Origin of the sequence: Wolbachia endosymbiont (group A) of Apoderus coryli (genome assembly GCF_947251615.1) — a bacterium.
In the GTDB taxonomy this organism is placed as follows: Bacteria; Pseudomonadota; Alphaproteobacteria; order Rickettsiales; family Anaplasmataceae; genus Wolbachia.
Genome location: NZ_OX366367.1, coordinates 859,868 through 881,439, shown reverse-complemented (window position 1 = coordinate 881,439; position 21,572 = coordinate 859,868). Strand labels below are relative to the sequence as shown.

The following is a 21,572-nucleotide window of genomic DNA, read 5'->3' as shown; positions in this document are numbered from 1 at the left end:
GCTATTTAAGTTGTCAGCACTAAACTAACAACCAAGAAGTTTGACTTTTAATTTGAGCTAAACGTTGTATATGTGATCAAAATATAGGTGGAAAGGCAGAAAACTAGTTTCTATTAGAAAATCTGTTATCATAGTCAAATCCTCACTTGAACAGTTGCTACTATTTTAACCATTTAATCTTAAAAAATAATAAATATAGCTAAACTGCGAAACGTGCTATTGGCTAAAATAGGATAAGAAACTATAGCTGCAAATATCCAAATTGATGTTTTTATCAGTCTTCCAGACTTGGTTTTTCTTTTAGTTTTTTAAGTCTTTCTTTATTTAGTATGGAGCTTATCTCTTCTACACTTTTATCAATATCATCATTGATTATTACATAATCATATTTATCACGTTTGCTTATCTCTTTTTGAGCTTCGGCTAATCTGCGCTCTATTTCGCTTGCATCATCACTATTACGCTTTTGCAAACGCAACCTAAGCTCTTCCATTGAAGGGGGAAGTATAAAAACACTCACAACTTTTTTTCTCATGAGCTTGAATAAGTGAAATGCTCCTTGCCAATCTATGCTTAGTAAAACGCTTATTCCACTGCTCAGGTTTTGCTCTATAAAATCTCTTGGTATACCATAAAAATTCTCAAAAACTTTGGCGTATTCAAGCATTTGGCCAGCTTTGCATAACTCGTGAAATTTTTCTTCGGTAACGAAAAAATAGTCTTTTCCATTTATTTCGCCGGGGCGAGGCTTGCGCGTAGTCGTAGAAACAGACCTAACTAAATTAGTTGATCGCTCAAGTAATTTTGCTGATATGGTAGTTTTTCCAGCTCCAGAAGGGGAGGATAGAACCAATAATACGCCCTCACTTTTTACGGTCATTTTTCTTTGCATTTTTTAACATGGCACTTTTTGGATCAGAGTTTAAAAAGCTAGAACCTTCTAAATTAGAATTTGATAAGTTGGTGCCAATAAGAGAAGAATTATCAAAGACAGTATAGCGCAAATCGGCTTTTTCAAAATTTGCCTTATTCAAATTAACGTTTACAAACTTTGCTCTACTCAATGTTGAATTAGAAAAATCGGCATTTTCTAAATTCATATTCTTAAATTCAAAGTAAGAATAATTTACATTAAATTTTTCACCCTGTGATATTTTCTCTTGCAAATCTTTAATCGAAGTTATAGCATTTTCTGAACCTGCAAGTTTTTTCTGTCCTTTATTGTCAATCAAAATTGAATTATCAAATTTGCAACCTGTTAAGTGAGCATCAACAACTGAACTTTTATATATGCTTGAAGAGAGAAAAGACATATCACTAATTGTTGAATTGCTCAAATTGCTAAGAAAAAAGCTAGTTTTCCTAAAGGCATTAGCGTGAAGCAAAGAAGATCTGAAATCGCTTTCAATAAAATTTGAATTAGTTACTTTTAAATTAGACCAGCTTGAATTATCAGCTAATAAATTAAAGAATGTTGAATTTTCTATTTCACTGGAATCAATATTATGGCGAGAAAGTGTACTGTTATAAACTTGAGAGTCTTGGATTTTTATCTTATACATTGAAGTTGTAGAAAGGTCTGAATCTTCTATCTTCACATAGGTGAATAGTGAATGGTCAAAAAATGAGCCATTCATGTTAGAATTTGCAACTTTAGTATTATGAAACTTTCCGTGACGAATGTCAGCATTAGAGACATTAACTTGATGCAGTTCACTAAAACTAAAATCAATATTGGATAAATCAGCATCGTGAAGATTTGCTTCAGAAACATATGCATGTTTTATCTTGGAACCATTTAGTATAGATTGAACAAAACTTGAATTATCGTCATTCACATAGGAAATTTGTGTGTTGCTTAAATCAGTTTCGTCGAAGTTACTGTTAATTATGATAGAAGAATTAAGGCAAGCATCGGAAAGATTGCTACCTGTAAAGTCTGATTCTTTTAACTCTGCACCATATATGTTAGCATTTTTTAATGAAGAAAATTGTATCTTTAATTTATATGCATCCACTCCAAAGAAACTTGCATTATCAAGGTTGTTTTTCTGCATAACAGTATCGTTTATTTCACTATCACTAAAATTTACGTGGCTAACATTCGAGTTTGATAAGTTGGAGAAATTTATTTTCACATTCGAGAAATTAGTATGCAAACCAATTACGTTGTGCATACTCACTTTTTTGAGATCGGAACTGATAAAATCAGCATAACTAACATTAGACTGATCAAATACGATATCTGTTAAGTTTGCAGAAACAAATTTTGTAAAACTCAAATTTGTACCTTTTATTTTAATGCCATGTAAATTAGCATTGGAAAAATTAGCACCACGTAAATCAACATCAATGAAAGACACGTCGGATAAATCGGTGTTAGAAAAATCGGCACCAATCAGACTGACTCCATCAAAAACAGATTTACTTAGGTACAGTTGGCTAAAATTAGCTCCATTTAAGTTAGAACCAAAACCTTTCTTAAAATCTTCTGGCACGCCCTCTTTGTGGCACTGCACCAAAAATTCAGCAAAGTCTTTTTTACTGTAAGATACGTATTTTGCATCATGCAGAGCGTTTAAAAAATCACTAATCTGATTTTTTTCATCATTTGTTTCGTTTCCATAACATAAATGACCAACTAAAATTAATATCAAGAATCTAATCATCTTGCTTATCGCACTGTATTTCTTTCGTTTTCACAGCCCAATCGTACATTGCTGAGCTTTCTTTATTGTCTATTTTTCTATCCTCCAAAAGGTGTGGCATCATTTCGGCAATCACGTTTATTATATTGACCTGCTTTCTTTCGATTGCTATATCAATTGGGGATTGAAAATTATTATTAACTACTCTAAGATCAGCACCTTGTAATAAGAGAAAACGAACTGTGTCTATTTCACCTTGCTTCACTGCATAAATTAGAGAAGTGTCACCCAATTTATTTCTAAACCTTAGTATCTCTTGAGTTGTTAATCCAATTTTTTCTAGCTTACTTATTATTCCTCTTAAGCAAGTTAAGTTGTTCTTCTTAATGCAGTAAAAAAATTGTTTACTGTAATCGTCAATAAATATAGTCGTAGGAAGATGCTCATTAAGGCTATCATATTGTCGTTTATATATTGACTTGCTTTGTATATCTTTATGACCCCATTCTTTTATTGGTTCTCTGTTTAGCTTTGTCCATTTTTGTAAATTTTTCTTTTCACTTTGCTCTTCTTCATCTTTTTTAGTTATAGGTTTTACTCTATTGCGGTCCTTAGAATTATTACTTCTTCTTTTTACTTTTTTTTCTTCAAACTGACTCTCTACTTTTTCTTTTTTTTCCTCTAATAATTGACTCGCATCACTTTTTGAAAGTTCATTATCTTTTATATCAATCTTCTGATCAGCTTGTAGATTTTTTTGCAGATCAGCTATATTCTCATTTAAATCAGCACTTAAAGGCAAAGGCTCTGGTTTTAAATCTTTATTCACTTCTTTATTGGCCACATTTGGTAAATTTCGAGCAAATTTGTCTGTGCTTTCTTCTAGCGGGTCATTTGGCAAATCTTTATCAATCTTTTCACCCTCACTTATAGTTTTTTCAACCACGGAAGCCTTGTTCTCGTTGTGTTGCAGCTTCTCTTTATCGGTAGTGCCGTCTAATCTTTTGCTCTCAGCTTCTTGTGTTTGTTTAGCATCGACGTTGCTTTTCAACTCATCTTTTTGATTTGTGCTGCTCAGTAAATCTTGCTTCCTTGCACCTACATTTTCGTTTTTATGAACTGATTCAATTTTCTTTTCTTCAAATTGCTCTACAGCAAACAGGATGGGTGATCCGAATACGACAGCTAATAATATAAAATATAAAATATTCTTCATAAATATCCCAAGCATAAGCTTAATTAAAATGATACTATAATCAAATGATTAATCTACAGTAAAAAATGCCTTAGGATTTAATTTATAAAAAAACAATAGATTTTTTGCACTTTAATTACTATAGGTTAAAAAGTTAAGACAAAAAATAAAAATGTGGGTTTTGTTTTGACTTTTTGTGTTAATTTTGCAGAATATTAAGATTATCATTTAAATAAAATACATGACGAAAGAGGATTGGGAAGCGGTAATTGGGCTTGAGGTGCACGCTCAAGTTTCTTCTAATACGAAGCTATTTTCTAGCTCATCAACGGAATTTGGTGCTGAGCATAACACTCAAGTTTCTCTAGTTGATGCAGCAATGCCAGGTACACTGCCAATACTAAATTATTACTGCATAGAGCAAGCAATACGCACCGGTCTTGCACTTTCTGCAGAAATTAATAAGTGTTCTTACTTTGATCGGAAAAATTATTTTTATCCCGATTTACCGCAAGGTTACCAGATAACCCAGTTTTTTGAGCCAATAGTTAAAAATGGTAGAGTATTTATCAACGACAATGAAAAGGAAATAAGAATCGCGAGAATTCATTTAGAGCAAGATGCAGGGAAGAGCGTTCATGAGGAAAGCAAAACTTATGTGGATTTAAATCGTGCAGGAGTTGCTTTAATGGAAATTGTTTCAGAACCAGATCTCCGTTCATCTGCGGAAGCTGCAGAATGCATGAAAAAATTGAGGCAGATTTTGCGTTACATTGGTTCATGTGATGGTGATATGGAAAAGGGATCACTTCGTTGTGATGCAAATGTTTCTGTCCGCCTAAAAGGCAGTAGCACATTTGGCACTCGTTGTGAGATAAAAAATCTGAACTCGATACGTTATATTGTGCAAGCTATAGACTATGAAATACAAAGACAAATTGAAATTTTAGAAAGTGGGGAAGAAATAAGTCAAGATACCTTATTGTTTGACGTTGCTTCGGGAAAAACAAAAGTGATGCGAAACAAAGAGGATGCAAGCGACTATAGATACTTCCCTGAGCCTGATTTATTACCTGTTGAGGTAAGCCAGGAGAAGATTGATTTAATTCAATCATCTTTGCCTGAGTTACCAGATCAAAAAAAGCTGCGATACATTGAGGAATTGGGTATCAACGAATACGATGCAAACGTCATTACTTCCGATAAGGCAACCGCTGATTACTTTGAGGAATTGATAAAAAAACATGATTCAAAGCTCGCGGTTACTTGGTTAACTGTAGAGCTTTTCGGTCGTTTGAATAAAGCAGGTATTGATATTGTGAGCTCTCCAATCAAAGCCAATGCCTTGTTGGAACTCTTAGATTTTATCGTTGATGGAACAATCTCTGCTAAACTTGGCAAACAAATTTTTGATATTATGTTTGAAACTGGCAAACCTGCATCTCTAATTATAGAAGAGCAAGACCTAAAGCAAATAACTGATAAAGGTCAAATAGCAGAAGTTATCGACAAAATCATCAATAACAACCAAGATAAAGTTCAAGAATACAAAAGCGGTAAAACAAGATTATACGGATTCTTTGTTGGCGAAGTTATGAAACTCACCAAGGGAAAAGCCAGCCCTGATGTCGTGAATTCAATTTTGAGTGAAAAGTTAGATAAGGTGCCCGAAGGTTATCCTGCTGGAGAGGTAAAACGCTTTTACCATGGTATTACCTATCAAAAATTGTGGCTCATATTCTTTCTCGAACGTGCGATGGATAAAAAGTGTCCTTTCCTCTTGGCTACGGAAATGGAGTTAGCTGAAGGTTTTGGTGATATTGTTCTTCGGTATGAACAAAACAGAAGAATAATACATAGATTCATACAAATCAAGCACAAGCAAGATGGACACAGAAAAATCAGCATAGGTGACTTATTAACATGGCGAAAAAGTAGTGAATTCAGCTTAGTAAAATATCTTGTTGCTTATTTAAAAATCAAAAGTAGAGGAAAGTTCGAGGGTGAAATAGAAGATTTTGTTATTGCCACAAATGTCGGTTTTGACTTTGAAAGTCTAGCAGATAAGGGAATTTCATTTACAAGGATGAACACAGAAGATGAGTTTCTGAATATAGGCAGTAGTATAAGATATAAATTTGATAATAGTATTATCTCACACTTGCAGGAGAATATGGATTTTATAAAGGGTGAGGTAGGTGGACAAGTTAGCGATGGAGAAATAAATAAGAAAATAGAGGAATTTCTAGATAAATTGGTGTTTGCAGTTAATTTACCTAACCATGCTGAACTGGAAGGATTAATCAAAAATGAGATAAGTAACAAATTGATCGAAAAGTTCAACTACTTTGGTAATGACGAAACTGCTTACAACGCGCTTTTTATGAAAATATGGGGTTGGATGAAGGATAGAGAAGGACGTTTCCTTTCACATAAAGAAGGCGAAGAGCTTTTCCGAAAAGTAGAGATGTGTGCTAGTACTTTAAGTGAGATAAGACAAGAAGTAGAGAAAGGGAATAAAGAAATAGGTAAAATAGCAAAACAACAGCGTAAGGATAGTAAAATACTGCATAAAATACATGCAGTTGCAACAACACAGAATAACAAGCAGATAGAGAAGCCTATTCAGTTTAATATGGTATATCCAGTTGAGATGTTTGTTGGGAGGGACAGCGAATTGCAAGAAATATATGGTAAATTGCATGAAAGTACTGGCAAACTAACGGCAATATCACAAATGGTTGTTATCGGTGGTCTTGGAGGAATAGGAAAAAGTGAGTTAGCTAGGAAATATGCTTATGAGTATAGAAAACATTATGATGGCAATGTTGTATGGGTAAACGCTGAAAACTTTGGAATTATGAAGAATTCTTTTCTGAAGTTAGCTGAGGATGATAAACTAGGTATTCCTCCCCAGGATAAGTACGGAAATGACAAGACGATAGAAACTATTGTTAAAGAAATATATGCTTTCTTTGCAAGAAGGGGAAGGAAAAGCCTGTTCATTTTTGATAATGCTGAGGGATATGAGGATATTAGTAAGTTTTTGCCATTCTCTTTAGGCCAGGACTATAACAAGCCTTGCGTATTAATTACTTCTCGTAGTAAAGATTGGAAAGTAGGAGAAGAGGAAGGTAAGATACAAGTAATACAATTAGATGAGTTTACTGAAACAGAAGCTTTGAGGTTTGTGAAGAAGGCTTTGAATATAAGAAATAATTTACAAGATGAAGAAATAAAAAAACTAACAAAAGAATTGCAGTATTTTCCATTAGCTTTGGGGCAAGCAGTAAAATATATAAACGAAAGCAATATTGTACTAAGTCGTAGAAGTAAGAAAAAAATTAGTGTTAGTGACTACCTGAAAGAGTATGAAGAAGAAGCAGAGAAACTGCTTGACTTTGAATCCAAATATAAAAGTGACTGTTATACTAAAACAACATTTGTAATTTGGAAAATTACAAATGTCCTACCTTGCTCCTGATGATATTTGTATAAGAGAAATTTTTTCAAATAAAGTTACTTTTAGCTCATGGTGCATCCCGTGACTATTGAAATTTTGCATTTAATTTATAGCTCAGCCTCTGTCAGGCCATAGGATGACAGAAGTGGGCTTGAATAGCTGTAGTACTATAGCTGTTATACGCCAAAAGTAAGTATTAGATATAACAAATAGAAGAAATTAGATAGAATGATTAAAGGGGCAAGGATATAAAGGTTTAACTTGAAATAACCTGATAAAATTTGAATCACACTCCCAAGTGCTGGCACCCATGAAAGCAATAAAGTCGCAAAAATTAGCAAGTTTTTTGTGGCTTCTGGCATTGTATATCCGTTTTCTAATTTGTGGTATGATTTTCGTATAGAGATTGTTATTCTACCTAAGTACCAATTAACTATTCCACCAAGGCTTGATCCTAGTACTCCAAAAAATAACATAAGTAGTGGAGTATAATACGACCTGAAATAAAGCATCGTATTGAACACAAAACCTTGATGTATGGGTAAGACTAATGATGATAATAGGCTGTCTTTAAACAGCAGAAAGTAATCTTCCATATAAGTTACCAAGTTGTTGTACCATCTTCATTGTCAGAAATTGTAATCCCCATTTGTTTCAACTGATCCCTTATTTTGTCTGCAGTATCGTAATTTTTATTTTTTTTTGCAATTTTTCTTAAGTCTATCAACCTTTCTATTTCTTGATGATTTACATCCACAGCAAACCACTCTTGATAACTTGACTCAAGAAGACCAATAAATCTGGCACTCTTAACAAAACTCTCAGTTAATTTAAGCTTTTCACTTTCATTACTCATTTTGTTGATTTTTGCAGCCATTTCATGTAATATAGCTAGGGCTTCAGGAATGTTTAAGTCGTTTTTTAAAGCGTCTATAAAATCTTTAGAAATCTCTGCATTACTTTCATCAATATTTATTGTATCTAAACCACGTGATAACCGATTAAATTTATTTAAGGTTTCCTGTGCATCAGAAATAACGTTTTCTGTCCAATCAAGTGGTTTTCTGTAGTGAGTTTTGAGCAGTGCATAGCGTATTACTTCACCCTTTATTCCACTATCTAGCAAATCTCTTACTTTGACTATATTAAATAAGGACTTGCTCATTTTTTCTTCATTTACTGTAAGAAAACCGTTATGCATCCAGTATTTTGCAAACATTGATCCAGCAAATGCAGACTTACTCTGTGCAATTTCATTTTCATGGTGAGGAAATTGTAAATCTATGCCGCCACCATGAATGTCAAAATCCTTGCCAAGGTAAGCATATGACATCGCTGAACACTCTATATGCCATCCTGGTCTTCCTTCTCCCCATGGGCTATTCCAATAACTTGAAAGTTTGTAGTCAATATCACTTGCAGGTTTCCACAGTACAAAATCTCCAGGGTGCTTTTTATTTTCATTAACTTCAACTCTGCTACCTGGAACCAATTCATCAGTTTTTTTTCCTGATAAAGCACCATATTCATGGTAAGATTCTACACTAAAATATACATGTTTATTGGATTCATAAGCATGACCAGATCGCAGCAAATGTTCAATTAATTCTATAATATAATCTACGTTTTCCGTTGCTTTTGGCTCGTGTGTTGGCTCTTTACAATTTATGCTTTCCATATCATCATGAAAAGCTTTAATGTAATATGTGGTTATACTTTCTATGTTGCTATTTTTCTCACTTGCTGCATTAATTATCTTATCATCAATGTCGGTTATGTTACGCACGTAGGTAACTTTGCCATAACAAAACTTAAGTAGCTGAAATAACACATCATACACAACAACAGACCGTGCATTGCCTATATGTGCTGTGTCATATACTGTTGGTCCGCAAACATACATTTTCACATGATCTTTATCGATTGGTGTAAAAAGTTCCTTTTTTTTTGTTAAGGTATTGTAAAGCCTAACCATATACGAAGCTTTTGAGAAAAGAAAATGCCCCAATGATAAGTTGTGGCCCTTTGACTACTACAACAAGAGTAAGCAATAACCCACACAATGATATTAAAACTCCCAATATGGATAGAAACCCATCTTTACTCATAATGCCAAGTGAAATAAGAGTCGTACCAATTGCAGGAATAAAGTTGGTAAGAGGTAATGGAAGAGCTATTGATAACGCACAAAGCAACATTATAAAAGCTAAAATCTTTTCACCGGGCCCATAGAAAATAAAAGACATTCTTGGTTTCATGAACTTTTCTATTTTTCTTAATGCTGGAGAAGTTTTTTCCACCACAAGAGCTAGTGTTGAACGCTGAAAAGATCTTCTTTCCAACCAATGCGGCATCCAAGGAGAATCAAATCCAAATAAAAGTTGCAGTGAGAATAAGATTAAAGGTATAGAAAGAATAGTTGTATAACCAGGTGGAACCGGTATAGGCACCGATAGCGGCAAGGAGAAGATGATTATTAAAATACCAAAACCGCGCTCATGCAAAGCTGTTTTAATGTCAAACAAAGTTACTTTATCGCTATCATTGTTATTGGTATCTGCAACCTCTTTTAGAATATCAGAAGCTAATTTTTTATTTTCGGTCAGTTTCTTACTTTTTTGCACAGTTACTCTTTAATAAAACTATTCTTTCTAACTAACATAATTATTGCCATATTTCAATATGCATTATTCATTTTGCGCTAGTAATTCGTTCTTTTGTTAAAGTGTTGTAAAGCTTTTAAGAAGAGAAAGTGCTCCGGTTATAAGTTGTGGTCCTTTGACTATTACAACAAGAGTAAGCAACAACGCACACAATGATACTAAAACTCCCAATATGGATAGAAACCCGTCTTTACTCATAATGCTAAGTGAAATAAGAGTTGTGCCAATTGCAGGAAGGAAGTGAGTAAAAGGTAATGGAAGAGCTATTATTATTGCACAAAGCAACATCATAAAAGCCAGAATCTTCTCACCAGGCCCATAGAAAATGAAAGACAGTCTTGGCTTCATGAATTTTTCTATTTTTTCTAATACAGGGGAAGTTTTCTCTACCACAAGAGCTAGTGTTGAACGCTGAAAAGATCTTCTTTCTAGCCAACTGGGCATCCAAGGAGAATCAAATCCAAATAGAAGCTGCAGTGAGAATAAGATTAAAGGTATAGAAAGAATAGTTGTATAACCAGGTGGAACCGGTATAGGCACCGATAGCGGCAAGGAGAAGATGATTATTAAAATACCAAAACCGCGCTCATGCAAAGCTGTTTTAATGTCAAACAAAGTTACTTTATCGCTATCATTGTTATTGGTATCTGCAACCTCTTTTAGAATATCAGAAGCTAGTTTTTTATCTTTAGTTAGTTTCTCACTTTTTTGCACAATTATCCTTTAATAAAATATTCCTCCTAAGCTAACATAGTTGTTGCTGTATTTCAATATTTGTTATTTATTTCATACCAACACTTCATCTCTTTCATTCTTTAACCTGACTAAGTTTTTAAACAGATGACATGCACTAAGGTGCATGTCACGAAGTATGAGGACGCTAACGATCTGGTTCGTTAGGCGATAATTTTTCTGAGTCCTTAAGCTCCTGTTTAAGGTTTTTGATGCCTTTTCCTAAATCACCCATAACTTGCGGTAATTTGCCTGCACCAAACAGAACTAAAATTATTATTAAGACTAGAAACAATTGCCATGGTCCTAAACTCATTTCCACCTCCATTTAAAATATTGACCTTTAAATATTAAAACTTGACTGAAGTCAAGTAACACATAGATTATATCACCTTTATTTAATTATAAATCAAGGTTTTTTAATATTTAATTCTATAGCTAACCCAAATTAGGTTTACCGAAACAAATTTTATGGTTGTATTGAACAATTTAAGTTAGCGCGTGACGCTGGAATCTAGATTTTTTTCTATGGTCAAGCCATAGGATGACAAAAGAGTAAACTTTATCTGTGTGAGCTATATCTTATAACAATTCCAGACTAGATTATTTTCTTGCAGCGAATAAGTGGAAACTTTTCGCTTAACTATAGAGTAGAAGAGAGCTCACTAAAAAACTTTGCTAGCGTATCATCTTTAGGCCTATGGTATATATCGCTAGAAACTCCTGATTGAATAATTTTACCATTTTTCATTACGTAGATAAAATCTGCAACTTTCAATGCTTCTTGCGGGTCATGAGTTACCATTAGCACAGGGATATTTTTACTTCTAAAAAGGGACAATATATGTTGTCTTATTCGGCACTTGAGCAGTATATCTAAATTAGAAAATGGTTCATCTAACAACACAACATCAGGGTTTTGTGCCATCACTCTTGCTATTGCAACTAATTGTTGCTGTCCTCCAGATAAGGCGTTAGGGTACATATTTTCGTATTTTTCTATATTGAGTAACTTCAAAATTTCCAATGCAATTAGGTGCTTTTCTCTCTTGGAAGAGCTGCGGATAGCAAAGGTTATATTTTCTACTACTGTTTTATGAGGAAATAATGCAGAATGCTGAAAAATCAATCCGATATTTCTATGCTCTATAGTGACTGATGCCTTATTGCTTGCAACTAACCTATCATTTATAAAAATAGTTCCAGATTTTGGATTTTCTATCCCCGCAATTAATTTCAAAATTGTTGACTTGCCACAGCCAGAATGCCCCAATAAACATGCAACATTTCCTTTCTTTACTTTAATGTTTATATTGTTTAAAGCAAAGTCGTTTTGATTGTTATAGAAATAACCAATGTTGTTAACTAGCATTAATCTTACTTAAACCATGTTATTAAATATAATAGCATTATACTCAAGAAGTACAGAAATGTTTTTTGTCGTCATAAATTGGTTATGCAAGAAATCTAGAAAAGAAAGGATTTTTTGCTATAACTTTACATGAATGGTAGGAAACACGGGACTATAGCTCAGCAGGATAGAGCGTTGGACTCCTAATCCGAAGGTCGTGCGTTCGAATCGCACTAGTCCCACCACATTGCTTCACAAATTTCATGGAGATTTTTTTTCACAAATACACACACCTTTTTTTGCGGTTTTGAGATATAAATTCCCTTTAAGTTAATATGTATAGCTGGCCCAAGCAACACGTCATACCGCCGCGGTATCTCAGCCGCTAACACGTAGCGGAATGACGAGTTACTATACCGCCGCGGTATCTCTTAGCCGCTAACAAGTAGCGGGATGACGATTGTCGGTAAACCTAAGTTACTGTAGCTATAAAAGCTTTCACAATAACCTATTTTCCTTGAAACTAAAATAGCTACTGAATGTAATAATAATGTGATCTATTAATTCTATTCCTATACTTTGGCAAGCTTCTGCTAGTTGTCTAGTGAGAGATATATCGCTATTTGAAGGTTGTGTATCTCCGCTTGGATGATTGTGAGATATTACAATGGACGTTGAACCAATCAAAAGTGCGCGCTTGATGATCTCTCTGACATAAAGAGGAGTTTGATCTACTGTACCAATGTTTTGCAGGTCTTCCGCTATTAGACGATACTTTTTATTCATATAGATGACGCGAAAATTTTCCTTATTGAGGCTTCCTATACTTGTTCTTAAATAATCAAGCAATTTTTCCCAGTTATCGATTATAGGCAGGTCTTTTATTTCTTCTCTTGCAGAACGAACAAAGGCTTGTTTTACACAAAAGATGGCAGATATCGCTGCATTGCTGACACCATCAACGTTTTGCAGTGCTTCCAGGTCAGCATTAAAAACTTTATTCAAACTGCCAAAATTTTCTATCAAACTCTTTGCTATCGGTTTTACATCAATTCTACTGTATGCTGAATATAAAATGTGCTCTAAAACTTCATAATCAAGTAATGATTGTCCATTATCTAAAATAATTTTCTCTCTTAGGCGCTTTCTATGCCCCTTTTTGTAATTTTTCATCATTAATGAATTGCCTATCTCTTATATAATAAGAAATTAGATTTTTAAGTAAAATATTTAATAAAGCGCGTGACGCACAATTGTAAATTTTTGAAGACAGCAAATGGTGTCATGAAAGTAGCTAACGCGAGCTCTACGTCATACCGTCGCGGTATCTCTTAGCCGCTAACAAGTAGCGGGATGACGAGGTTATCGTCATACTGCCGCGAACTGTCATACTGTCACGGTATCTCTGAGCATAGATCCCGCTAACACGTAGCGGAATGACGATTGTCAGGCTAGCTGTCATCCCAGTTTGGAATCCAGGAAAAAGAATGGTGTCATCCCAGTGCTCCTTTTTTTGTCATCCCAGTGCCCAGACACTGGGATCCAGGAAAGTTTGCTTGTTTACAAGCAAACTAGCATAGAAAGTGGTTACAACGTTTTCGATGAGATTATATGGAAAACTGGATTCCAGTGTCAAGCACTGGAATGACATCACAGGGGCACTGACCTCTCTTGGGCTCTTTTAGCTATAAACATTAAGAAATTTACCAAATAAAAAAAAGGCAAAAAAAGCCCCGTGGTGCGAGTTTTGACCCTATAATAATTTAAACTGGCGCTGTAATAATGTGCTAACGCTTAAAATAAGCGCGATTTGGCTGAATGTAGAAAAAATAAAAAAGACATGCAGCCGCTATAATTTTATGTAATCCGCCAATAAATACCCTGAGTTTTTTACTGAATTTTGTCATTGAGCCTGCAGGTCAAAAACAAGTTTTGAGTCATAAATACCCTTATTGTCATAATAAGGGGGCTGGCAAAGGGTGTCAAGCAAGTTTTTCGTTTCTACTGAATGACAATTGCGGCTTGGGAGGTGATGCAAGAAGTCTACTGATGGCTTTCAAAGCAGTTGAGCTTAATTATTAGAGTAGTAATTTTTATTTTTATATTGACTATTGAGGTTTATTATTTTATAACTAAAAACTTAGTTATTTTAATGAGCTTGAGTTTATAACATATGCCTACGATAAATCAATTAATACGTAAGGGTAGATTAGGATTGACCCATAAGAAAAAGGTACCAGCTTTGGGAGAAAGCAACCCTCAAAGGAGGGGTGTTTGCACTAAGGTGTATACTACAACTCCTAGGAAGCCTAACTCAGCACTCCGTAAAGTAGCCAGAGTAAAAATTAGTGGGTATGGTGAAGTGACAGCTTATATACCTGGTGAAGGTCATAATTTACAAGAGCACTCTGTTGTTTTGATACGTGGTGGGCGGGTTAAAGATTTGCCAGGTGTGCGTTATCACATAATAAGAGGTGCCCTTGATCTGCGTGGTGTGCAAAATCGAAAGAAAGCTCGTTCAAAATATGGTGTAAAGAAATCTGGTTAAAGTTTATGGCTCGTCGGAATAAAGCAAAAAAAAGAGAAATAAGTCCTGATTCGCGTTATGGCAGTGTTTTGCTGATGCGTTTCATTAATACAATCATGAAATGTGGTAAAAAATCTACTGCAGAAAAGATTATCTATGACGCTTTGTCTTTAGCTGAAAAGAAAATAGGTGAAGGTGGGTTATCAATTTTTGAAACAGCGGTAGGAAATGTTACTCCTTCTATAGAAGTGCGTTCTCGACGCATTGGTGGTGCAACTTATCAAGTGCCTGTTGAAGTTCGACAAGATAGAGCGGTTTCTTTAGCGTTAAGGTGGATTGCTAAAGCAACTTCTGCTGCTCGAAAAAAGAGTGGAAAAACCACTGTTGATTGTTTGCAATCTGAAATACTGGATGCTTATAATAAACGCGGTGGTGCGTTTAAGATGTGCGAAGAAAAATATAAAATGGCTGAGGCTAATAAAGCATTTTCTCATCTTCGTTTTTAATGTTAGCTAATTAATTGTGATATGGAAATTGGGATATCTAAATACAGAAATATAGGGATAATGGCTCACATAGATGCTGGTAAGACTACCACAACAGAGCGTATTTTATTTTATACTGGTAAGCAAAATAGAATTGGTGAAGTGCATGATGGGGCAGCTTCTATGGATTGGATGGAGCAGGAAAAAGAGCGTGGTATTACAATCACATCTGCTGCAACAACATGTTTTTGGAATGATCATAGGGTCAATATAATAGACACTCCTGGTCACGTTGATTTCACTATTGAAGTTGAGAGATCTTTAAGGGTTTTGGATGGTGCAGTTGCTGTATTTGATGGAGTTGCTGGAGTTGAACCTCAATCTGAGACAGTTTGGCGTCAAGCTGATAAATATAGCGTTCCTCGTATCTGCTTTGTTAATAAGATGGATAGAATAGGGGCAAATTTTTATCGATGTGTTGATATGATAAAGACGAAGCTTGGTGCAGCACCTTTAGTCATTCAGTTGCCAATAGGAAGTGAGAAAGATTTCAAAGGTATAATTGACCTTATTTCTATGAAAGCCATTATATGGCAAGAAGAAACGTTGGGCGCTAAATTTTCTTATGAAGATATTCCTTCTGATTTGCTTGACAAGGCTCAAGAATATCGAAATCTTTTATTAGATGCTGCAGCTGAGATGGATGATGAAGCGATGAACACTTACTTTGAGTCTAATGATCTGCCAGTGGATTTACTGAAAAAATGCGTGAGAAATGGGACCATTAAAGGAAAATTTGTTCCTGTATTATGTGGATCAGCTTTTAAAAATAAAGGCGTACAACCACTTTTAGATGGTGTGGTTGACTTTTTACCTTCTCCTATTGATGTTGATGTAATTGTTGGAACTGATCCTAAAGATTTAGAAAAGAAAATTGAGATCAAACCTTCAGAAAAAGAGAAATTCGTTGCTCTTGCGTTTAAAGTGATGACGGATAAGTTTGTAGGCAGCTTGACGTTTATTCGTATTTATTCCGGTAAGTTAAAATCTAAATCTGCTGTGTTAAATGCGGGAAAAAATGAGACTGAAGGAATTGGCAGAATGCTGCTTATGCATGCAAATAACAGAGAAGATATAAACGAAGCTAAAGTTGGCGATATAGTTGCCCTAGTTGGATTAAAGAGAACAATTACTGGCGACACTTTATGTTCACCTGATTTTCCTATATTATTAGAGCGTATGGAATTTCCTGAGCCTGTTATTGAAATTGCTGTGGAACCTAAAACTACTTCAGATCAGGAAAAATTAGGTATTGCTTTAAATAGATTGGTTGCAGAAGATCCTTCTTTAAGAATGTCAGTAAATGCGGAAAGCGGCCAGACTATATTGAAAGGCATGGGTGAGCTCCATCTTGAGATTATTGTTGATAGAATGAAGCGCGAGTTTAACGTTGAGGCTAACGTCGGTGCGCCTCAAGTTGCATATCGTGAAACTATCACTAAATCTGTTGAAATTGATTACACTCATAAAAAACAATCTGGTGGGGCTGGTCAGTTTGCTAAGGTTAAAATAAAATTTGAACCTCTTGAGCCTGGTTCTGGGTTTCAATTTGAAAGTAAAATTGTAGGTGGTGCTATTCCAAAAGAGTATATTCCTGGGGTAGAAAATGGCTTAGAGTTGATAAAAGAAGGTGGTATAATTTCGGGATTTCCGTTGATTGATTTTAAGGCTACCCTTCTTGATGGTGCTTTTCATGAGGTTGATTCTAGTCCTTTAGCTTTTGAACTTGCTGCTAAAGGTGCTTTTAAAGAGATGGCAAATAAAGCTGGTCCAAAAATGTTAGAACCTATAATGAAAGTTGAAATCATTACGCCTGAAGAGTATATGGGTGATATCATGGGCGATGTAAATAGCAGAAGGGGGCAAGTTTCAAGTATGGAAACGCATAATAGTAGCACTATAATTCTTGCTTTCGTACCTCTTGCGAATATGTTTGGTTATATAAATGTTTTGCGTTCTATATCTCAGGGAAGAGCTCAGTATAGTATGCATTTTTCTTATTATGAACAAGTACCACAATATGTGGTTGATGAGTTAAAGTTAAAGTATAATTAAGGGTAATAATTATGACAGCAGTAGTGGAAGCATTTGGAAAGCCGCATGTAAATGTGGGAACAATAGGACATGTGGATCATGGGAAGACAACGTTAACAGCGGCGATAACAAAGCATTATGGAAATTTTGTAGCGTACGATCAGATAGATAAAGCGCCAGAAGAAAGGAAGAGGGGGATAACGATAGCAACAGCGCATGTTGAGTATCAGACGGAAAAAAGGCATTATGCACACGTTGATTGTCCTGGACATGCTGACTATGTAAAGAATATGATAGTAGGTGCAGCACAGATGGATGCAGCGATATTGGTAGTGTCGGGAGTTGATGGGCCAATGCCACAAACGAGAGAGCATATATTGCTGGCGAAGCAGGTAGGTGTTGGATATATCGTGGTGTATATAAATAAAGCTGATGTTGCTGATGCTGATATGATAGATTTAGTAGAAATGGAAGTGAGGGAATTGCTGAGTAAATACGGATTTCCAGGGGATGAAGTGCCTGTGGTAGTTGGGTCAGCACTCAAGGCGCTGGAGGATGACAGCGGCGAATATGGAAAGAAATCAATAGACAAATTGATGGAAAAGTTAGATGAATATGTGGCGGTTCCACCAAGGCCTGTGGATTTACCATTTTTATTGCCAATCGAAGATGTATTTTCGATATCGGGGCGAGGGACGGTGGTAACAGGAAGAATAGAGAAGGGAGAGATAAAGACGGGAGAAGAGATAGAGATAATAGGTCTGAAGGAGACGCAAAAGACGATATGCACAGGTGTAGAAATGTTTAAGAAGTTGCTGGATAAGGGAAGTGCAGGACTCAATGTAGGAATATTGTTAAGAGGAACAAAAAGAGAAGAAGTGGAGAGAGGGCAAGTATTAGCAAAACCGGGGACGATAACGCCGCATAGAAAGTTTAAGGCGGAGGTTTATATATTAAAGAAAGAGGAAGGAGGAAGGCATACACCATTTTTTGCGAATTACCAGCCACAGTTTTATTTAAGGACAACGGATGTAACTGGGAGCATAAAATTGCTAGATGGGAAGGAGATGGTAATGCCAGGAGATAATGTGAGTGTAGAAGTAGAATTGCAAGTACCGATAGCAATGGATAAGGGATTGCGTTTTGCGATAAGAGAAGGCGGTAGAACTGTTGGTTCTGGTGTTGTTTCTGAAATTTTGGAGTGAGAGTTTGAGTTATAGGAGTGTAGCTCAATTGGTAGAGCGCTGGTCTCCAAAACCAGAGGTTGTAGGTTCAATTCCTATCGCTCCTGCATTAATGTTGTGGTGAAAATGTTAAAAAGTTTGTGTGTTTTTTTCTGTGATATAAAGCAAGAAATACGAAGAATTGCTTGGGTAAAGAAACAGGAGGTGTTGTCATCTCTATTTGTTGTAATGATTGTTATATTATGCTTTTCGATTTTCTTCTGTTTTGTGGATTTTATGTCTCTTTACGTAATTAAGGCTTTATTTGGAATTATTTATGGAATGTGAATATAAATGGTATATCATTAAAGTTGATTATGGATATGAGCAAAATATACGCGAATTGGTAAGTGATGCTGTTTATTTTAAGGAAGTGTTTATTCCTTATCAAACGGTATGTAATTCAAAGTCTGATATAAAAGAGTTATGTGAAGTGTATGTATATATGCATCTATGTGATGAAAGCAAAAATATTTTGAATCAAACGCCTGGATTCTGCAGTGGCGAATCTGGTGATTTTGAGATGATTTCAGATGATGAAATAAGTTTAAAGTGTAAAGAATTTAATAGATATAAATGGTATATCTTGAGAGTTGCTTCCAATTGTGAAGAGAAAGTGCGCCAACATATATTGGAAAATTCTATGAGATTGGGTGTTAATGATTACTTTAAGGAAGTTTTTATTCCATATGAAGAGCTAAGTGAAGTAGAGTTGAAATCTAAGAAAATTGCTACACGAAGGAAATGCTTTCCTGGTTATGTCTTTTTATACGTGAATTTATGCGATGAAGTATTGAATTTTATCAATAATATACCAAAATCTCTTAAGGTTTATGGATTTTTGAAAAATGGTAATATTCCAAAGGTGATTTTGGATGATGAGATTCACTCAATGTGTAATGCACTTTATGATGCTCAAGAGACAAAGAAGTTAGGTTGTGGTTATGAAAAAGGTGAAAAAGTGAAAATTAATGATGGTCTTTTTCAAAATTTTACTGGTAAGGTAAATATGGTAAACGATGAGAAAAAAATTATTAATGTGGAAGTATCAATTTTAGGTAAGCCGACAATAATAGAGCTTGATCTGGCTCAAGTAGAGAAAATAGAGGATTAATTATGAGTGTTATAGTTGCTAAGATTAACTTACTTATGGAAGCTGGGAAAGCAGTTCCAGGACCGAAAATTGCTTCAGTACTTGGTCCACGTGGTATACCTGTTCCTAAGTTTTGTGAAGCTTTTAATAAAGTTACTAGCACTGCTAACGCTAATTATAAAGTAGGCGATTTAGTAACAGTGCGAATTTCCATAAAGGATGATCGCTCTCATGATTTTACTGTCAGCGGTCCGCCTGTGGCTTATTTACTTAAGCAGGAGGCTAAATTAAGTAAAAGTTCTGGTAATCCTGGTAAAGAATTAGTGGCTAAATTACCTATGTCTGCTATAATTAAAGTGGCAAAGTGCAAGATGGTTGATATGAAGGTGGATAATGAAGATTCAGCAGTGAAAATGGTTGTAGGCACTGCGAAATCTATGGGTATAGAAGTTGTGGAAGGTTAGGTAAATGAATACATATAATGATAATCCTAAGCAGTGTTTGAAGAAGATTGTTGAGTCTGCTTCAGCAAAATTTAATGAATCAGTTGATATTGCAGTCAATTTAGGCGTAGATTCACGTAAATCTGAAGAGCAGGTGCGTGGTACAGTAGTTTTGCCTAAAGGTATCGGGAAAAATATTAAAGTAGCTGTTTTCGCTCAAGATAAACATTTATTAGAAGCTGAAAAAGCTGGTGCTGATATTGCAGGAGGAGAGGATTTAGTTGAAGAAATAAAAAAAGGTAGAAAATTAGATGTTGATTGGTGCATTACTACTCCTGATTTTATGGCAAAAATCACTCCTATTGCAAAAGTATTGGGTGCTAAAGGGCTGATGCCTAACCCTAAATTTGGTACTGTGACTTCTAACATTGCAGAAGCTATTAAAACCATTAAGTCTGGTCAGGTGAAATTTAGAACAGATAAAAATGGTGTTATTCATGGTAAATTAGGAAATATTAAATTTGATATTGATGACTTGCTAGAAAATTTAAAAGCCTTTCTTAAAGTAATTAAAGATAATAAACCTATTTCTGTGAAAGGAATTTACTTTAAGGGTGTTTTTTTAAATTCAACTATGGGTAAAGCTTATAAGATAAGCAAAGTGGAAGATGTAATTTAAGGGAGTGATACCGTGAAGCGTAAAAATAAGGATGAATTTATACAGAGCACAATAAACGTATTTGTAAATAATGATTTCTTAATATTAGTAAATTTTAAATCTATAAATGCTAATGATTCGTTAACTCTGAGAAATAGCCTGAAGTCTATAGCAGGTGGGGTATTAGTAGTTAAAAATACTCTAGCTCGCTTGGCTTTAGAAAGGACTGGTAAATTTTCTTATTTATCAGGCAAATTTTCTGGTCCTGTTGCTATTATATACTCTAGTGGCATAGTAGAAGCTGCAAAATTAATAGTTGATTTTACTAATGCTAACAAAGAAAAAATGTCTGTGATTTGCGCAGCTCATTTAAATGAATTGTTAACAGTGGAAGATGTTAATAAACTGGCTAAGTTGCCTTCTCTGGATGAATTGCGTGTTAAAATTATGCGTTTAATATCTTATGATATTCCTGCTCGGTTGGCGTTGTCTATTAATTCATCTTCTATGAGGCTTATGAGAGTTTTGGATTATTATAGTTCTAAAAAATAAATTTGTTGTTAAGTAAGGTGATAATTATGAGTAATGTAACAAGTGATTTGGTTGATAAAATATTATCTTTAAACCTATTAGAGGCTTCTGAACTTGTAAAAGTTCTAGAAGAGAAAATAGGGTTGCCTGCTGGTTCTTTTCTTGGTGGAGCTGTTGGTGCTGGGGCGCCTATTAGTGATAATGCTGCTGCTCCTGCTGCTCAAGAAAAAGCTGAGTATAAAGTTGTGATTAAAGAAATTGATGCGAGTAAAAAAATAGGAGTTATTAAAGCTGTGAGAGAAGTTAATTCTACATTGGGTTTAAAAGAAGCAAAAGAGTTGGTTGAATCTTTACCTAAAGATTTGACTGCTAATGTTCCTAAAGACGAAGCAGAAAAAATCAAGCAAAAACTTATTGAAGCAGGAGCAACTAAAGTGGAGCTTGAATAATATTTAATGTATTAATT

General features: G+C 34.9%; 23 protein-coding genes, 2 tRNA genes and 1 pseudogene. 15 read left to right on the top strand and 11 right to left on the bottom strand.

The genetic code is table 11. From position 1 onward, the window contains the following. Positions 1–274: 274 nt before the first annotated feature. Genes gmk through OPR43_RS04455 form a run of 3 tightly spaced genes read right to left on the bottom strand, consistent with a single transcriptional unit; the run spans position 275 to position 3,864 of the window. Positions 275–880, bottom strand: coding sequence for a guanylate kinase (gene gmk / locus OPR43_RS04465; RefSeq protein ID WP_265026619.1), 606 nt, complete (start codon positions 878–880; stop codon positions 275–277). After that, positions 864–2,669 (bottom strand): pentapeptide repeat-containing protein, encoded by a 1,806-nt coding sequence (locus OPR43_RS04460; protein ID WP_265034351.1) that lies wholly within the window; start codon positions 2,667–2,669, stop codon positions 864–866. The genes gmk and OPR43_RS04460 overlap by 17 nt, the downstream gene beginning before the upstream one ends. Then, positions 2,662–3,864, bottom strand: a complete 1,203-nt coding sequence (locus OPR43_RS04455) for an ankyrin repeat domain-containing protein (RefSeq protein ID WP_265034350.1) — start codon at positions 3,862–3,864, stop codon at positions 2,662–2,664. The genes OPR43_RS04460 and OPR43_RS04455 overlap by 8 nt, the downstream gene beginning before the upstream one ends. Positions 3,865–4,084: 220 nt before the next feature. Here OPR43_RS04455 and gatB point away from each other — a divergent pair. After that, a pseudogene (gene gatB / locus OPR43_RS04450) lies at positions 4,085–5,500 on the top strand (Asp-tRNA(Asn)/Glu-tRNA(Gln) amidotransferase subunit GatB); the annotation flags it as partial. A 99-nt stretch (positions 5,501–5,599) separates the two neighbouring features. Next, positions 5,600–7,327 carry an NB-ARC domain-containing protein gene (locus OPR43_RS08120; RefSeq protein ID WP_320157476.1) on the top strand — a complete coding sequence of 576 codons (1,728 nt, stop codon included), beginning with the start codon at positions 5,600–5,602 and terminating at the stop codon, positions 7,325–7,327. Positions 7,328–7,482: 155 nt separating this feature from the next. Here the strand turns inward: OPR43_RS08120 and OPR43_RS08200 are convergent, their stop codons facing one another. The 6 genes from OPR43_RS08200 to OPR43_RS04420 form a co-directional block, all read right to left on the bottom strand. After that, positions 7,483–7,902, bottom strand: coding sequence for a DedA family protein (locus OPR43_RS08200; RefSeq protein ID WP_406832528.1), 420 nt, complete (start codon positions 7,900–7,902; stop codon positions 7,483–7,485). Positions 7,903–7,907: 5 nt separating this feature from the next. Next, complete coding sequence (cysS, locus tag OPR43_RS04440; protein ID WP_265034349.1) at positions 7,908–9,281, bottom strand: cysteine--tRNA ligase; 1,374 nt, start codon at positions 9,279–9,281, stop codon at positions 7,908–7,910. After that, the gene (locus OPR43_RS04435; protein ID WP_265034348.1) at positions 9,274–9,930 is read right to left on the bottom strand and encodes an exopolysaccharide biosynthesis protein; all 657 of its coding nucleotides are present in this window, start codon (positions 9,928–9,930) and stop codon (positions 9,274–9,276) included. Before OPR43_RS04435 ends, cysS begins: the two co-directional genes overlap by 8 nt. Positions 9,931–10,026: 96 nt before the next feature. Then, complete coding sequence (locus OPR43_RS04430) at positions 10,027–10,683, bottom strand: exopolysaccharide biosynthesis protein (RefSeq protein ID WP_264705549.1); 657 nt, start codon at positions 10,681–10,683, stop codon at positions 10,027–10,029. A gap of 166 nt (positions 10,684–10,849) precedes the next feature. Beyond that, entirely contained in the window at positions 10,850–11,017 is a 168-nt protein-coding gene (tatA, locus tag OPR43_RS04425; protein ID WP_265025453.1) for a twin-arginine translocase TatA, read from the bottom strand. A 327-nt stretch (positions 11,018–11,344) separates the two neighbouring features. Beyond that, positions 11,345–12,073, bottom strand: coding sequence for an ABC transporter ATP-binding protein (locus OPR43_RS04420; RefSeq protein ID WP_265034347.1), 729 nt, complete (start codon positions 12,071–12,073; stop codon positions 11,345–11,347). Positions 12,074–12,220: 147 nt separating this feature from the next. Between OPR43_RS04420 and OPR43_RS04415 the strand changes: the two genes are divergently transcribed. Next, positions 12,221–12,297 (top strand) — tRNA-Arg (locus tag OPR43_RS04415). A 253-nt stretch (positions 12,298–12,550) separates the two neighbouring features. On the opposite strand, the gene radC is transcribed toward OPR43_RS04415, so the two are convergent. Further along, positions 12,551–13,225: a RadC family protein gene (gene radC, locus OPR43_RS04410; protein ID WP_265035658.1), complete on the bottom strand. Its 675-nt coding sequence runs from the start codon at positions 13,223–13,225 to the stop codon at positions 12,551–12,553. A gap of 133 nt (positions 13,226–13,358) precedes the next feature. After that, complete coding sequence (locus OPR43_RS04405; protein WP_265034346.1) at positions 13,359–13,514, bottom strand: hypothetical protein; 156 nt, start codon at positions 13,512–13,514, stop codon at positions 13,359–13,361. 39 nt (positions 13,515–13,553) lie between these two features. Between OPR43_RS04405 and OPR43_RS08390 the strand changes: the two genes are divergently transcribed. The 12 genes from OPR43_RS08390 (at position 13,554) to rplL (ending at position 21,555) form a co-directional block, all read left to right on the top strand. Beyond that, positions 13,554–13,700 (top strand): hypothetical protein, encoded by a 147-nt coding sequence (locus tag OPR43_RS08390; RefSeq protein ID WP_265035733.1) that lies wholly within the window; start codon positions 13,554–13,556, stop codon positions 13,698–13,700. A gap of 525 nt (positions 13,701–14,225) precedes the next feature. Next, positions 14,226–14,600, top strand: a complete 375-nt coding sequence (gene rpsL, locus OPR43_RS04395) for a 30S ribosomal protein S12 (RefSeq protein WP_006279787.1) — start codon at positions 14,226–14,228, stop codon at positions 14,598–14,600. A gap of 5 nt (positions 14,601–14,605) precedes the next feature. After that, positions 14,606–15,085, top strand: coding sequence for a 30S ribosomal protein S7 (gene rpsG / locus OPR43_RS04390; RefSeq protein WP_007549313.1), 480 nt, complete (start codon positions 14,606–14,608; stop codon positions 15,083–15,085). Positions 15,086–15,106: 21 nt separating this feature from the next. Beyond that, the gene (fusA, locus tag OPR43_RS04385; RefSeq protein WP_265034345.1) at positions 15,107–17,179 is read left to right on the top strand and encodes an elongation factor G; all 2,073 of its coding nucleotides are present in this window, start codon (positions 15,107–15,109) and stop codon (positions 17,177–17,179) included. Positions 17,180–17,190: 11 nt separating this feature from the next. Next, positions 17,191–18,363 (top strand): elongation factor Tu, encoded by a 1,173-nt coding sequence (gene tuf / locus OPR43_RS04380; protein ID WP_265025679.1) that lies wholly within the window; start codon positions 17,191–17,193, stop codon positions 18,361–18,363. 13 nt (positions 18,364–18,376) lie between these two features. Continuing rightward, a tRNA-Trp gene (locus OPR43_RS04375) sits at positions 18,377–18,449 on the top strand. A 10-nt stretch (positions 18,450–18,459) separates the two neighbouring features. Further along, a complete protein-coding gene (gene secE / locus OPR43_RS04370) occupies positions 18,460–18,669 on the top strand; it encodes a preprotein translocase subunit SecE (RefSeq protein ID WP_320157457.1) in 210 nt (69 codons plus the stop codon). Beyond that, positions 18,659–19,495, top strand: a complete 837-nt coding sequence (gene nusG, locus OPR43_RS04365) for a transcription termination/antitermination protein NusG (protein WP_265034344.1) — start codon at positions 18,659–18,661, stop codon at positions 19,493–19,495. Before secE ends, nusG begins: the two co-directional genes overlap by 11 nt. A 2-nt stretch (positions 19,496–19,497) precedes the next feature. Continuing rightward, complete coding sequence (locus OPR43_RS04360) at positions 19,498–19,938, top strand: 50S ribosomal protein L11 (RefSeq protein WP_265034343.1); 441 nt, start codon at positions 19,498–19,500, stop codon at positions 19,936–19,938. A 4-nt stretch (positions 19,939–19,942) separates the two neighbouring features. Continuing rightward, a complete protein-coding gene (rplA, locus tag OPR43_RS04355; protein WP_265025463.1) occupies positions 19,943–20,596 on the top strand; it encodes a 50S ribosomal protein L1 in 654 nt (217 codons plus the stop codon). A 12-nt stretch (positions 20,597–20,608) separates the two neighbouring features. Further along, positions 20,609–21,127 carry a 50S ribosomal protein L10 gene (gene rplJ, locus OPR43_RS04350; protein WP_265034342.1) on the top strand — a complete coding sequence of 173 codons (519 nt, stop codon included), beginning with the start codon at positions 20,609–20,611 and terminating at the stop codon, positions 21,125–21,127. 26 nt (positions 21,128–21,153) lie between these two features. Then, a complete protein-coding gene (rplL, locus tag OPR43_RS04345) occupies positions 21,154–21,555 on the top strand; it encodes a 50S ribosomal protein L7/L12 (RefSeq protein WP_253307301.1) in 402 nt (133 codons plus the stop codon). Positions 21,556–21,572 lie beyond the last annotated feature (17 nt).